The following is a 12,516-nucleotide window of genomic DNA, read 5'->3' on the forward strand; positions in this document are numbered from 1 at the left end:
CAGGCGGAAGAGCTCCTTCAGCTCCTCGGGGTCGGTCTCCCGGCGCTCCATCACGTCGAGGACGGTGAGCTGCCGGTGCACCAGGCCCTGGGTGCGGCGGGCGAGGCTGAGCACCGGCGGCGAGCGGCCTCCGCAGCTTCCGCAGCCGGTCGCACCACCGACACGGCACACCGGGACGGCCGGCCCTGGGCCGCCTATGTCGACCCGCAGCCTCGTTCACACGGCTGATCAGGCGCCGGCCTCCCCATGCGGTGTGGGAAGCAGCGGTCGTCGCAGCTGTGAAGGAAGCCGGGGAGCCCTCGGCTCGCCCCTGGTCGCTCCTGCGGGGCCGCTGGTAGGCCCACGTCGGCCCGGCGATCCCCGCCCAGCCCCGGCGCGGCGCCCGCCCAACCGCGTGGGAAGTCGGCCCAACCGACTTCCCACGCCCCTCGCGCCACCCCCGACCACCCCGGCTCGACCGCCGCCCGGGCCCCGGCGTCGAGTGGCGGCCTCCGCAGCTTCCGCAGCCGATCGCACCACCGACACGGCACACCGGGACGGCCAGCCCTGGGCCGCCTGTGTCGACCCGCAGCGTCGTTCACACGGCCGCTCGGGGGCCGACCTCCGAATGCGTGCGGGAAGCAGCGGTCGTCGTGGGGGTGGAGAAGCGGGGAGCCCTTCGGCTCGCCCCTGGTCGCTCCTGTAGGACTGTTGGTAGGCCCACACACACCTGCTTCGCACCCCGCAGGGCTGCCCGTCGTCTTCGCCCTGGCCAGCGCGACGGCGGCCGAGCGCGAGACATGCTCCACGCCTGAATGGAGCCAACAGAACTGCGCAACGCCCAAGTCCCCACAGCTGTCAGCCCATTGAGTAGGCCATGGGGAAGAGGCCGCCGTGACAGGTGTGGACGACTTGTGGGCCGGATCGAGCCGCTGCTGCCGGTGCGGCAGCAGTCGGCTTCACAAGCTCGGCCGCCCGCAGGAGATCCCGTTCGTGCTGCACACCGGAATCCAGTGGGAGTGGCTGCCTCAGAGGTCGGCTTCGGTTCGGGCATGACATGCTGGCGCCCCCTGCGGGACTGGCACGAGGCCGGGGTGTGGGACCGGCTGCACCGGGTGCTGCTGACCGAACTGCACCGCCCGGCGAGCTGCACTGGCCGCGGCGGTGATCGACGGCCCGTACCGCCAGGCCCGTCGCGGCGGCCCAAAGGGACCGAGAGCGGTCGGCCGCGCCACCGGCCGAGGCAGTTGTTCGCTGACTGACCGGCGCTACGACTTCGACAAGTACCGTCGACTCCTGTGGAAGCGAGGCATCAAGCCCGTCATTGCTCGCCGGGGTGTGCCGCGCGGCTCCGGGCTCGGAGCCGCGCGGTGGGTCGTGGAGCGGACCAACGCCTGGCTCCTCGGCTCCGGCGCCTGCGGATCCGCTGGGAAATCCGCGACGACATCGACGAGGCCTTCCTCGAAGGGGCCTGCGAGCAATAGTCAATACCTGTGGATGGGTTGTTCATGATGTTGGTGGGTTGGTTCCCTGGATGACCTGCCAGCCGGATACCGGGGTGGCTGACGTGAGGTGTCGGACACCTCGGCCTCGGAGGGTCACGAGCGCGGTGTGGACGGGGTCGAGCTCCTCGACGGAGCGGTGATAGGCGAGGATCTGCGTCAGTTCCAGGTCGATGGCTTCCACGGCGTCGCGGGTGTAGGCGAAGCGGGCTCCGCGACGAACGGGCCCGAGCGTGCAGCGCACGGTGGCGGTGGCCTCGGTCGCGGTCACAACGGTGACCTGGTCGATCTGCAGTTCCACCTCGACCGCGCGCTTGTCCGGGTTGGCGTGCTCGGTCATGCCGCCGCCTCGGCGCGCTCGACCAGGACGCCGTTCTCGAAGCTGGCGCCAGAACGAACGACGGCGACGAGGTGGGCTCCGGTGATCGCGCGCCAGCGGGCCTGGGCGGACTCGACGAGCTTGAACACCATCGCGAGGGCCGCGGCGGGACTGCCGGCCCCGCGGGTGACCTTGGTCCGCAGCTTGACCGTGGAGAACGTGGACTCGATCGGGTTGGTGGTCCGCAGGTGGACCCAGTGCTCGGCCGGGAAGTCGTAGAACGCCAGCAGCTCGTCCCGGCCGTCGATGATCTTCGCGACGGCCTTGGGCCACTTCGTGCCGTAGGTGCGGGCGAACTCCTCGATCGCCTTCTCGGCGTGGGCACGGTCCTCCGCGTTGTAGACCTCCTGCATCGCCTTCGTTGCCCCTGACTGCGCGGACTTCGGAAGACAGTTTGTGACATTCCGGGCCTTGTGCACCCAGCAGCGCTGGTGCCGGGCGGCCGGGAACACCTCGATCAGAGCCTTCCACAGGCCCATCGCACCGTCTCCGATGACCAGCTCGGGGTCGCGCATCCCGCGTCTGCGGCAGTCCCGCAGCAGGTCGGCCCAGGACTCGGTGGACTCGCGCAGGCCCTCGGCCAGGGCGATCAGTTCCTTGGTGCCGTCCAGCCGGACGCCGAGCAGGACCAGCACGCACGAGTGGGCTTGGCCGAGCCGGACCTTGGGGTGGACTCCGTCGGCCCAGACGTAGACGAAGTCGCGGTCGGACAGGTCCCGGTCCTGGAAGGCGGCGTGATCGTCGCTCCACTGCTTCGTCAGCCGGGTCACGGTCGCCGGTGACAGCCCGGCGGTGCCGCCGAGGAACTGCTCCAGCGCGGGCACGAAGTCGCCGGAGGACAGTCCGTGCAGGTAGAGCAGTGGGAGGACCTCGGAGATCTTCGGCGACTTGCGGCACCACGGGGCGAGGATCTTCGAGGAGAACCGCTTGCGTTCGCCGGTGGTCTCGTCGACGCGGCGGTCGTTGACGCGGGGAGCGGTGAGCTGGACCGGGCCGGCTGCGGTGACCACGGTCCGGGGCCGGTGATGGCCGTTGCGGACCACCAGGCGCCGTCCGTGCTCGTCGGTCTCGGCTGCCAACTCGGCTATGTACTGGTTGACTTCCGCTTCCAGCGCGGCGGCCAGCATCCGCCGGGCTCCCTCGCGGACGAGCTCGTCGAGCAGGGAGCCGGACTGGGTCGAGCCGTCGTCGGTGACTACGCTGAGCACGGGCGTGCCTTCCCGACCCGCGCTGCAACGCGGGCCTACTCGGAGACCTTACGGATCATTCGGGAAGGTACGCCCTTCGCGTCGCTCCCGGCACCGATCCACAGGTTCAGAGAATTCCTCCACCTGCTGCGTCATCGCCTGTCGACGCGTCCGCTCCCGCCGCAGGCCGAGACCCGGTCACAGCGGGGCCGGACCCCGGTCGGGAGTGCGGGGCCGGTCCCGCAGACGGCTCTCCATCGCCGTGCTGACCTGCTGCAAACCCGGCCACCGGTCCCGGCTGATCTACCGGCCGCGCCGGGACGACGGTCAACGCGACGGTCGCAGGAGCTTCTCCTGGCGCGACTACGCAATCTGCTGACCGCCGCCCATCAGCAGCTCGGCGGCCCGATCGTGCTGGTCCGGGACAATCTCAACGTCCATGAGGCCGCCGGCCTGCGGCAGCGGGCAGCAGCCCGGGAGTGGCTCACCGTCTACGACCTGCCGCCCTACGCGCCCGGCCTCAACCCCGTCGAAGGGATCCGGTCGCTGCTGCGGCGCGGCTGGCTCTCCAACGTCGCCTTCAGCACACCACCCACCCGAGCACCTTCTCCAGCGCATCCGGCGCGGCCTACGGCACATCCGGTACCGCAGCGAACTCATGGACGGCTGCCTCGCCGAGACCGGCCTGACGATCAGACCCACCTGAGCGGCCCGCCCGCATCACGAGTTCAACCGCGGTCATGCAGGGCGGCCGCGAGTGCCTCGGCCAGGGTCACGGGCGGGCGGCCGATCAGGCGGCGCAAGTCGCCGGAGTCGGTGTACATCTCGCCGCGGGCCATACCGCGGTCAGCGTCAGCGAGGACCTCCGCCAGCTCGGCGGGTAGGCCGGCGGAGGCCAGTACCTGGGCGAAGTCGGCCACCGGGAGGTCAGCGTAGGTAACCTGCTTTCCGGCCGCAGCGGAGATCGCGGCGGCGAGCTCGGTCAGGGTGAAGGATTCGTCGCCGCCGAGCTCGTACACGGCGCCGGTGTGGCCTTCGCCGGTGAGGACGACCGCTGCGGCCTCGGCGTAGTCGGCGCGGGAGGCGGCGCTGATCCGCCCCTCGCCTGCGGCGCCGACGACCGCACCGTTCTGCAGGATCTGCGGCAGTTGGCCGGTGTAGTTCTCCAGGTACCAGCCGTTGCGCAGCAGCACGCTGGGGATCCCGTGGTCCCGCAGATACGCCTCGGTCTCGCCGTGCGTGGCGCCGATGACGGTGGTGGCCGTGTCCGCGTGCGTCGTGCTCGTGTACGCCACCAGCGACACGCCTGCGGACGCCGCGGCGTCGATCACGCGGCGGTGGTTGGCGACCCGCTCGTCCACGGGGACCGAGGCCGAGATCAGCAGCAGCCTTTCCGCCCCCGCGAATGCCTCGGCCAGGCCGTCGGTGTCCGCGAAGTCGGCGCGGCGCACCGTGATGCCCCGGTCGGCCAGATCCTTGATCCCGGTGATGTCCCGGCCGGTCGCGACGATGTCCGCGGCCGGGATCCCACGCCGCAGCAGTGCCTCGACGGTGAGCCTGCCCAGCTGGCCGGTGGCTCCGGTGACGACGATCGACATGATGGTCATTCCTTCCTTCCGCGCGTGCCTCGCACGCCTGCCGCGGTCCGTCCGCCGCGGGATGGAACACAGAATGACCTGGACACTTTCTGTTGGGGAGTAGCCACTTCTTGGTACGGTACTTACCGCAGCGAAAGCATCGAGGTGAGCCGTATGACTGCTGCCGAGAATGTGACCGGGCCCATGCCGTCATTCGATCCGTACGAGCGCGGCTGCCCGTCGCGGGACCTGCTCGATCAGATCGGCAGCAAGTGGGCGGTCCTCGTGCTCGGCGAACTCGGCCGGAACGGGGCCTCCCGGTTCAGCCAGCTCCGGCACGCGCTGGCGGGCGTGAGCGAGAAGATGCTCACCCAGACGCTGCGCACCCTCGAACGCGACGGGCTGGTCAGCCGGACCATCTATCCAGAGGTGCCGCCGCACGTGGAGTATGAGCTGACCGCGCTGGGCCAGACGCTACGGGAACCGCTGAAGGCGCTCACGGAGTGGTCCGTGCTGCACATTGAAGAAGTCATCGCCGCCCGCGAAGAGTACGACGACCGCACTGAGCGAACCAGGTGATCAGCGGCGGCCAGCGGTCTGGTCACAGACGGCCGCCTCGCCGAGACCGGCCCGGCAATCAGACCCACCTGATCCACCCGGCGACATCACCAGTTCAATCTCAGAGCGGGGATGCCGGTCCCACCGAGATCGACAGCGACCTGAGCGGGCGTCTCGGGCGGGACCTCGACGCGGATCAAGACGAACTCGGGCTTCGACTGCGGCAGGGGCCGACTCACGGGAAGATCCTCTCCCGAAGGACCGGCCCGGCAGCGTCTCGGCGTTCTTGTTCGGTGCGGTAGGGGCGGGCGTAGGCCCATTCGTCGAGCAGCGTGCGGTTGAAGCGTTCGACCTTGCCGTTGGTCTGGGGCCGGTAGGGGCGGGTTCGCTTGTGCGCGATGCCCTCGGCGGCGAGGGCATCGCGCCAAGGGTGCGAGCGGTAGCAGGCGCCGTTGTCCGTCATGACGCGCTGGACGGTGATGCCGGCCCGGGCGAAGAACGCGTTCGCCCGGGTCCAGAACGCGGCGGCGGTCTCCTTGCGCTCGTCGGGCAGGATCTCGCTGTAGGCCAGGCGGGAGTGGTCGTCGACGGCGTTGTGCAGGTAGCTGTAGCCCGCTCCGGAGCGGGTCTTGCGCCCGGCTTGGCGGCCCAGGGACTTGTGGCCGCCGCCGTCCGGGAAGTTGCCCAGCTTCTTGACGTCGACGTGGACCAGCTCACCCGGTGCGGCGCGTTCGTAGCGCCGCACCGGGCGTCCGGTGGCGCGGTCGAGGTGCGCCAGGCGGGCGAGTCGGTAGCGGACCAGGACCCGGTGGACGGTGGCCGGGTTGAGACGCAGTAGATAGGCGATGCGGGCCGGTCCCCAACGGCGTAGCACGCGGACCTTGACGATCCGCCGCTCGGTGCGGGAGGGCAGTCGGCGTGGGCTGCGGTGCGGCCGGCTGGAGCGGTCGCTCATCCCGGCTTCGCCCAGCGCCCGGTAGCGGTCGGCCCAGCGCTTGGCCGTGGTCGGCGAGCCTGGAAGCGTTCGGCGGCCCTGCGAAGCGGCCAGCCGTCCTCGACCACGCAGCGGGCCAGGCGCAGGCGTCCGGTCTCGGTCAGCGGTGCGTTACGGTGTGGCATGAGGGCCTTTCTGGGAGCCGGTGCAGATGTCGCAATCCACACCGAGCCAGAAGGCCCTCACTCATTTCAAGATCGCCAGGCCGTGAACCCCGTCACCAACCTCCGTGGTCAGAACACCTAGCGAGTATGCCCGTCGCCAGCACAGCGGGCGGCAGCGGCCGTCGGCGGCGAGGTGGGTCGTGGTGGTCAGCCCACCGCGGGAGCGTCCGACGGCGCGGTAGCCGGACTCGTCGGCCGGGGCCCCTTCGGACGGGCCCCGGCCGCGTTCCGGCGTGCGCGCATGATCACGGCGTCGGCCGAGGCGACCCGGTCCCGGTCGCCCTCCGCATCAGCGCGATGAAGATGCGCTCCCGGGTGCCGTCGATCGCCGGGTGCCGTCGATCGCCCAGTTCCGCAGCCGGGTGTTCCGCCATGACCTCTGAGGTGCCTTCTACGAGTGGCGCACCTTCCTGCGCGTCCATCACGCGCTGGTGCTCTGGCGCACGGCCACGACACCACCCGGACCGCCCATGCCTCTGGATGGGCCAACACCACCAGCCTCATCGCAGCGTCCCCCGACCTCGTCGGAACGACACCGGGCCGCTACCGAGCCGGTCACCGGGCGGACGCCCGCGCGGGCTGAATTCCCGGCGGTGGTGGGGCGGTCGAGCCCTCGGGGTGCGGGGGCGCCGCTGTGCCGGAGGGAGTGGCCGGTCCGGCCGTCCCCGGGGCGGGAGGGGCCGCCGAGGGCAGGGGGTTCAGTAGATCAGGTAGCCCGGGCGGTGTCCCTCGTCCTCGATCTCCCCGGTGGCCTGGGCCCGCAGCTTGCGGGACAGCTCCTCCAGGGCGCGGGATGCCGCGACCTCCTCGCCGATCCTGGCGAGCGGGCGGTCGTCCGCGCTCTTCACGGCCTCGCCGTGCGCGCTCAGGCCGGGCGCCCTCGCGCCGACCAGCCTGGCGTTGCACGCCGTGTGCACACCGTCCTCATCGAAGCTCAGCTCCACGTCCCACTGGTTGTGCATGCCACACCTCCTGGCGCAGGCCCCCGTCGCGCCTGATCGGGCCGGCACGGGCGGTGGCCCGTGGTGGCCGCTCACACCAGCGTGCGCCTGCCCGACAGGAAGCGGCAAGCCCGAGCGGGTGGCGCCGGCGGGGGCCTGCCACCGCGCCGGGATCGCCGGTGCGGCCGCGTCCGGTCGGCCCGGCCGCCGCCCCGGCGGTACGCTGACGGAAGCACGCCGCGACCGCCGACCCCACCCCGGACCCGCCGGCGCGGCGCGGGGCAGCGACGATCTGGTGGTCCCTCCGTGGCGGTCTTCCTCCTCGCCCTCGGCGCAGCCTGCTTTCTGGGACTGGGCTTCGTCCTCCAGCAGCACGCGGCGCAGCGGGCTCCTCGTGCCGACCTCCTGCACTGGCGGCTGCTGCTGGACCTGCTGCGGATGCCGGAGTGGCTGCTCGGCACCGGTTTCATGGTCAGCGGGCTGCTGCTCTCCGCTCTCGCGCTCAACCAGGGCCAGGTGTCCTTGGTCGAGCCGTTGTTGGCGACCAATCTGCTCTTCGCGATGGCGCTCGCCCGGGTACTGACCCGTCAGACGCTGGGGCGTTCCGGCTGGGGCGGGGTGCTCCTGCTGGGCCTCGGGGTGACGGCGTTCATCGTGGCCGGGCAGCCGACCGGGGGCGGGGAGCCCGCCGGGGAGCTGCGGCACTGGCTGGTGGTCGGCACGGTGGTCGGGTTGACCCTGCTGCTGGTCTCGTTCGCCCGCCGACTGCCGCTGTTGGAGGAGGCCACACTGCTGGCGCTCGCCGCCGGTCTGCTGTACGGGCTGCAGGACGCGCTCACCCGCACCACCACCCAGCGATTGGACCACGACGGGCTGGCCGCCGTGCTGCGCACCTGGCAGCCGTACGCGGTGGTGGTGGCGGGCGTGGTCGGGCTGCTGCTGGTGCAGAGCGCGTTCGAGGCCGCGCCGCTGCGGATGTCCCTGCCCGCGTTGACCGCCGCCCAGCCGCTGTCCGGGATCGCCTGCGCGGTCGGCTTCCTCGGCGACCGGCTGCGGGTCACCCCGGCGGCGCTGGCCTGGGAGGTGATCGGGCTGTTGGCCATCGTGATCGGGGTGATCGTGATCGGTCGGCATCCGGCGATGCCCGGCACCGTCCGAGACACGCTGGAGAACATCGGGGCATCACCGGAGGACGGCCCCGGGGACAGCGGCCCCCCAGCCGAGGACGGGAAGCGGGACGGCGAGAGGGAAGGGCGAGCAAACGGGGACGGGGATGGGAACGGGGACGAGAAGGACGGGCGCGACGACCAGGGCGCGGCCGCCCGCACGGCCAGCGAGGGCCAGGACGGCAGCGGAGACGCAGCGGAACGGCCTCCGAAGGGCGCGGACACGACCCGCTACGACAGGGCCGGCAACAACGCGACCGGCCAGAAGAGGGAGGGTCGAAGCCCGGAGGACGGACGGCCGAGGGACGGGTAGCAGGCCGATGTGCTGGAGCGCGCAGGCGGACGCCCTGGCCGGCGGGCTGGTGGCGGGCGTCGGCATGGCGTGCCTGGCCCGCGCCCGACGGTCCGGCCGGCCCCAGCGGCTGCCGCTCGCCGCGCTCCCGCTGGTCCTGGGGGTGCACCAGCTGATCGAAGCACTGGTCTGGCTCGGTGCGGACGACGGCCTGGCGGACGGACCGGCCAGCGCCGCCCGGACCGCCTGGGCGGCGATCGCCCTGCCGCTGCTGCCCGTGCTGGTCCCGGCCGCGGTGTGGTGCGCGGCTACCGAGCCGGGCGACCCGGCCGGCCCGGCGCGACGCCGCGTGCTCGCCGCGCTGGTCCTGCTGGGCGCAGCGGTGGCGATCCCCCTCACCGCAGCAGTCGCAGGCCACCCGGTGACGGCCACCCCGCACGGGCACACCCTCGACTACGCGATCGGCCTCCCGCACCCGGCGCTCCTGCTCACCGGCTACCTCCTCGCCACCGTCGGCTCCCTCCTGATCAGCGGCGACCGTCTGCTCTGTCGCCTCGGTCTACTCACCGGGGCGGGCGCCGTGGCCTGCGCCCTGCTCTGGCGGTTCGCCTTCGTCTCCACCTGGTGCGCCCTCGCCGCCCTGGTCAGCCTCCTGCTCCTGCGCTGGGCCGGTCGCCCGCGCGTTGCCCGGTCGATGCCTTAGGTACGGGCGGGCTCGGTCCGCCGCTCGGTGGCCGCGGCACGCGCGTTGCCCGGTCGATGCCTTAGCTACGAGCCGGCTCGCCCCGCCGCTCGGTGGCCGCGGCACTCGCGTGCCCGCGCAGTCGGTCCATGTCCCGCCACTCCGGCCGCAGACCGGTCAGCGTCGTGGTGGCGAAGTACAGGATCCCTGCCGTGAGCAGGCTGGGTATCAGACCGACGAGCGTGACCGCCCCGCCTGCGACGATCCCGCCCAGGGGGATGCCGGCCCAGGCGAGGGAGTCCCCCAGGGCGTGGACCCGGCCGAGGAGGTGGCGGGGCACCCGTTCGAAGAGGACCGCCCCGAGGATCGGGTTGAGGAAGCCGGAGCCGAAACCGCCGACCGCGAACACGGTGACCACGGCCCACATCGGCGCGCCGAGCGCGAGCACCAGGAATCGCGGTGCCCCCGCCACCAGGAAGCCGACGAAGAAGACCGTACGGCGGGGCAGCCGGTGGGCGAGCGCCGCAGCGATCAGGCTGCCGGCCACCGCCGTGACGCCCTGGACGCTGCCGATCAGGCCGATCACGGCCGGGCCGTTCCCGGACTCCTTGGCCCACACCGGGACGAGCACCGTGCTGAACCCGGCGTCGAGCAGGTTGGTGATGCCGACCATCACGATCACGGTGAGCAGCAGCGGCTCCGTCCGGAGGAAGCCGAAGCCCTCCCGGAACTGCTGCCAGTAACCGCCGCCCTGGTGGGACTCCTCCGGTGACGCGGCACCGGCCGGGACGGCCGGACGCCCCATGCCCTGCGGCAGTGCCAGGGCGACGAGCAGCGAGCCGAGCGCGAAGGTGCCCGCGTTGACCGCCAGTCCGGCCAGCGGCCCGACCAGTGCGACCAGCCCGCCACCCACCGCCGGGCCGACGGTGGAGGCGAGCCGTTCGGTGACGCCGGAGAGCCCGGTGGCGCGCTCCAGGGGCACCCTGGCGCGGTCCGCCGCCTCCGGCACCATGACGGACTTGGCCAGGTCCCCCGGGCCACGCACCGCCCCGATCACCGCCACCATCACGAGCAGCAGCCAGAACGGCAGCAGGCCGCGCGCGTGCAGCAGCGGGACGAGCCCGGCGGCGAGCGCGCTCACCGCGTCCGTGCTCCAGGACACCACGCGCGGCCCGAGGCGGTCGACCAGCGGCCCGGTCAGCGCCTTGACCAGCACGTACGGCGCCATCTCGGCGAAGGCGACCAGGCCGGTCATGGTGGCGCTGCCGGTGGTGGCGAGGACGAACCAGGGCAGCGCGATGGCCGATATGCGGGTCCCGGTCAGGGAGACGGCGGTGGCGGCGAGCACCCCGGCAAGGGGCCGGAGGCTGCGCACCGGCGGGCCGGCGGCGGCAGCCGCGGGCTCGGTCGCGGTCATTCGGGCCTCCCCTCGGCCGGGTCGGGCAGCACGTGGAGGACCACGGAGACCTGCTCGCTGCCCGCCGGGACCGGCCCCTCGGCACCGACCCGGCGGTAGCGGCTGATCACCGCGTTCAGCTCGTCGGACAGCTGCCCGGCCTCGGCCGGTGTGAGCTGCAGCAGCAGGTCGCTGAGGTGGACCTCCTTGCGCCACTCCCGGGGCATGGTCTCGAAGGCGTCGAGCGCGCGCTGGGCGGTCAGCGTGTGGGCGGTGAGCACCGAACGCAGGAACCCGACGGCCGTCTCGGGCTCCTCGTCGGCCATGTCGTCCCCGGTCCAGACCGTGAGCCGGTGCGCCGAGCGCCACCACCGCTCCCTGGCGTTGCCCCGCTCCGTGTCCTCCTCGACGAAGCCCGCCGCGGCGAGCTGACGCAGGTGGTAGCTGGTGGCTCCGGAGTTGAGCCCCAGTTGCTCCGCCAGCCTGGTCGCCGTGGACGGGCCGTGCTTGCGCAGCAGTCCGACCAGGCGCATGCGCACCGGGTGGGCCATCGCCTTCATGCCCTTGGCAGTCAGGACGATCTGTGGGTCGTCACTGTGCATCCAGCCGCGTTCTTCGGTCATGGTCGGCAGCGTAGGACCACACACACCTGTTTGCAAAGGGTTTTTTGCGAACGCCTGTTTGCGGTCCCGTGGACGCCGGCGTGGCGCGCCCCGCCCACCAGAGCTCACGCCCCACCAGAGCTCCCCGGGCCCGGCCGACCCCCGCACGGCACCGGACCGTCGACCGCCGGCCGCCCCGCCGGACGGCGGGTGCCCGGCCTGCCGCTCGGCGGGGGCCGAGGCCGCCATCGCCTCCCGGAGCCGGATTGTCACCCGGGCGGAGCAGGCGCAGGCTGGCAGCAGGGCAAGCCGGTCGGCAGGCCCCGGTGGGCCGCGGCACGGATGGCGGCCGCCGGTCGGGTACGAGGGGCAGGGCGATGGCACGCGGGAAGCTCTGGGGCTACGTCGCTTCGGGGGCCCGGGCACTGGGCGCACTCGGCGGCGCACTCGGCGGCCCGGGCGGCTCCGACCGCACGGACGGCGGTGCCGCGCCGGAGGGCCGCGGCCCCTTCCGGCCCTTCGCGATGGCCTCGCCCCGGTCGCTCTCCCGCGCCGAGCTGGAGCGGCTGCGGTGGACCGGCCGCCAGGCCGGCTGCGATCCGCAGGCGCGGCACGTCCAGGTCGCCGAGGTGGTGCGCCGGGTGGTGCGGGGCGGCGGCCGGGCGGCAGCGGTCACGGTCCGGCTGGCACCGGGGCTGCCGGTGGTGACCGGGGACGCCCGGCGGATGGAGGCCGCGCTCGCCGGGCTGGTCGACCACGCGATCCGGCGCAGCCCGCTGGGCGGTGGGGTGCTGGTCCGGGCGGAGGTCGTCGGCACCGGCCGGGCGGCGCCCCGGTCGGCGGCCCGGGCCGGCTGCACGGCGTACGAGCGGGAGCGGGTCGAGCTGCGGATCTCCGACCGCGGGTCCTACGAGCCGCCCGCGGGGATCGACCGGCTGTCGACGGGCGTGCGCGCCACCGGGCCGGTGGGCCCGGCACTGCACAGCCTGGTGCTGGCCGCGGGCGGGCGGCTCTCGGTCGAGCCCACACCCGGCGGCGGCCTCACCGTGGTCCTGCTGCTGACGGTCGCCTACGACTGACCGACCGGGCGGCGAACG

At 72.9% G+C, this 12,516-nt stretch carries 9 protein-coding genes and 4 pseudogenes; 6 read left to right on the forward strand and 7 right to left on the reverse strand.

What is annotated here, in order from left to right:
* Positions 1-963 precede the first annotated feature (963 nt).
* A pseudogene (locus tag ABT247_RS33595) lies at positions 964-1,103 on the forward strand (transposase); the annotation flags it as partial.
* Positions 1,104-1,485: 382 nt separating this feature from the next.
* Here ABT247_RS33595 and ABT247_RS02930 read toward each other — a convergent pair.
* Positions 1,486-1,821, reverse strand: coding sequence for a hypothetical protein (locus ABT247_RS02930; protein WP_350736956.1), 336 nt, complete (start codon positions 1,819-1,821; stop codon positions 1,486-1,488).
* A complete protein-coding gene (locus tag ABT247_RS02935) occupies positions 1,818-3,068 on the reverse strand; it encodes an IS256 family transposase (RefSeq protein WP_350736959.1) in 1,251 nt (416 codons plus the stop codon). The genes ABT247_RS02930 and ABT247_RS02935 overlap by 4 nt, the downstream gene beginning before the upstream one ends.
* A gap of 156 nt (positions 3,069-3,224) precedes the next feature.
* Between ABT247_RS02935 and ABT247_RS02940 the strand changes: the two are divergent.
* Positions 3,225-3,753: pseudogene (locus tag ABT247_RS02940) on the forward strand (transposase); the annotation flags it as partial.
* A 22-nt stretch (positions 3,754-3,775) separates the two neighbouring features.
* Here the strand turns inward: ABT247_RS02940 and ABT247_RS02945 are convergent.
* Positions 3,776-4,654, reverse strand: a complete 879-nt coding sequence (locus ABT247_RS02945; protein ID WP_350736961.1) for an SDR family oxidoreductase — start codon at positions 4,652-4,654, stop codon at positions 3,776-3,778.
* Positions 4,655-4,798: 144 nt separating this feature from the next.
* Between ABT247_RS02945 and ABT247_RS02950 the strand changes: the two genes are divergently transcribed.
* Positions 4,799-5,203 (forward strand): winged helix-turn-helix transcriptional regulator, encoded by a 405-nt coding sequence (locus ABT247_RS02950; RefSeq protein ID WP_350736964.1) that lies wholly within the window; start codon positions 4,799-4,801, stop codon positions 5,201-5,203.
* Positions 5,204-5,462: 259 nt separating this feature from the next.
* Here ABT247_RS02950 and ABT247_RS02955 read toward each other — a convergent pair.
* Positions 5,463-6,301: pseudogene (locus tag ABT247_RS02955) on the reverse strand (IS481 family transposase); the annotation flags it as partial.
* Between the two features lie 737 nt (positions 6,302-7,038).
* Entirely contained in the window at positions 7,039-7,302 is a 264-nt protein-coding gene (locus ABT247_RS02965) for a dsRBD fold-containing protein (RefSeq protein ID WP_350736967.1), read from the reverse strand.
* Between the two features lie 285 nt (positions 7,303-7,587).
* On the opposite strand from ABT247_RS02965, the pseudogene ABT247_RS02970 reads away from it, so the two are divergent.
* Together ABT247_RS02970 and ABT247_RS02975 are read left to right on the forward strand one after the other, a co-directional pair.
* Positions 7,588-8,427 (forward strand): annotated as a pseudogene (locus tag ABT247_RS02970) (DMT family transporter); the annotation flags it as partial.
* A gap of 340 nt (positions 8,428-8,767) precedes the next feature.
* The gene (locus ABT247_RS02975) at positions 8,768-9,442 is read left to right on the forward strand and encodes a DUF6629 family protein (protein WP_350736970.1); all 675 of its coding nucleotides are present in this window, start codon (positions 8,768-8,770) and stop codon (positions 9,440-9,442) included.
* 61 nt (positions 9,443-9,503) lie between these two features.
* Here the strand turns inward: ABT247_RS02975 and ABT247_RS02980 are convergent, their stop codons facing one another.
* Positions 9,504-10,838 carry an MFS transporter gene (locus ABT247_RS02980; protein WP_350736972.1) on the reverse strand — a complete coding sequence of 445 codons (1,335 nt, stop codon included), beginning with the start codon at positions 10,836-10,838 and terminating at the stop codon, positions 9,504-9,506.
* Positions 10,835-11,440, reverse strand: a complete 606-nt coding sequence (locus tag ABT247_RS02985) for an ArsR/SmtB family transcription factor (RefSeq protein WP_350736975.1) — start codon at positions 11,438-11,440, stop codon at positions 10,835-10,837. The genes ABT247_RS02980 and ABT247_RS02985 overlap by 4 nt, the downstream gene beginning before the upstream one ends.
* Positions 11,441-11,796: 356 nt before the next feature.
* Here ABT247_RS02985 and ABT247_RS02990 point away from each other — a divergent pair, with 356 nt between their 5' ends.
* Complete coding sequence (locus ABT247_RS02990; protein ID WP_350736977.1) at positions 11,797-12,498, forward strand: histidine kinase; 702 nt, start codon at positions 11,797-11,799, stop codon at positions 12,496-12,498.
* The last annotated feature ends 18 nt before the right edge of the window (positions 12,499-12,516 follow it).

It is taken from the genome of Kitasatospora sp. NPDC001539 (assembly GCF_040298565.1).
Taxonomy (GTDB): domain Bacteria; phylum Actinomycetota; class Actinomycetes; order Streptomycetales; family Streptomycetaceae; genus Kitasatospora.

Coding starts and splice junctions, on each gene's coding strand:
- ABT247_RS02980 (WP_350736972.1), bottom strand. CDS start 10,838: ATGACCGCGACCGAGCCCGCGGCTGCCGCCGCCGGCCCGCCGGTGCGC.
- ABT247_RS02950 (WP_350736964.1), top strand. CDS start 4,799: ATGACTGCTGCCGAGAATGTGACCGGGCCCATGCCGTCATTCGATCCG.
- ABT247_RS02945 (WP_350736961.1), bottom strand. CDS start 4,654: ATGACCATCATGTCGATCGTCGTCACCGGAGCCACCGGCCAGCTGGGC.
- ABT247_RS02985 (WP_350736975.1), bottom strand. CDS start 11,440: ATGACCGAAGAACGCGGCTGGATGCACAGTGACGACCCACAGATCGTC.
- ABT247_RS02930 (WP_350736956.1), bottom strand. CDS start 1,821: ATGACCGAGCACGCCAACCCGGACAAGCGCGCGGTCGAGGTGGAACTG.
- ABT247_RS02975 (WP_350736970.1), top strand. CDS start 8,768: ATGTGCTGGAGCGCGCAGGCGGACGCCCTGGCCGGCGGGCTGGTGGCG.
- ABT247_RS02990 (WP_350736977.1), top strand. CDS start 11,797: ATGGCACGCGGGAAGCTCTGGGGCTACGTCGCTTCGGGGGCCCGGGCA.
- ABT247_RS02965 (WP_350736967.1), bottom strand. CDS start 7,302: ATGCACAACCAGTGGGACGTGGAGCTGAGCTTCGATGAGGACGGTGTG.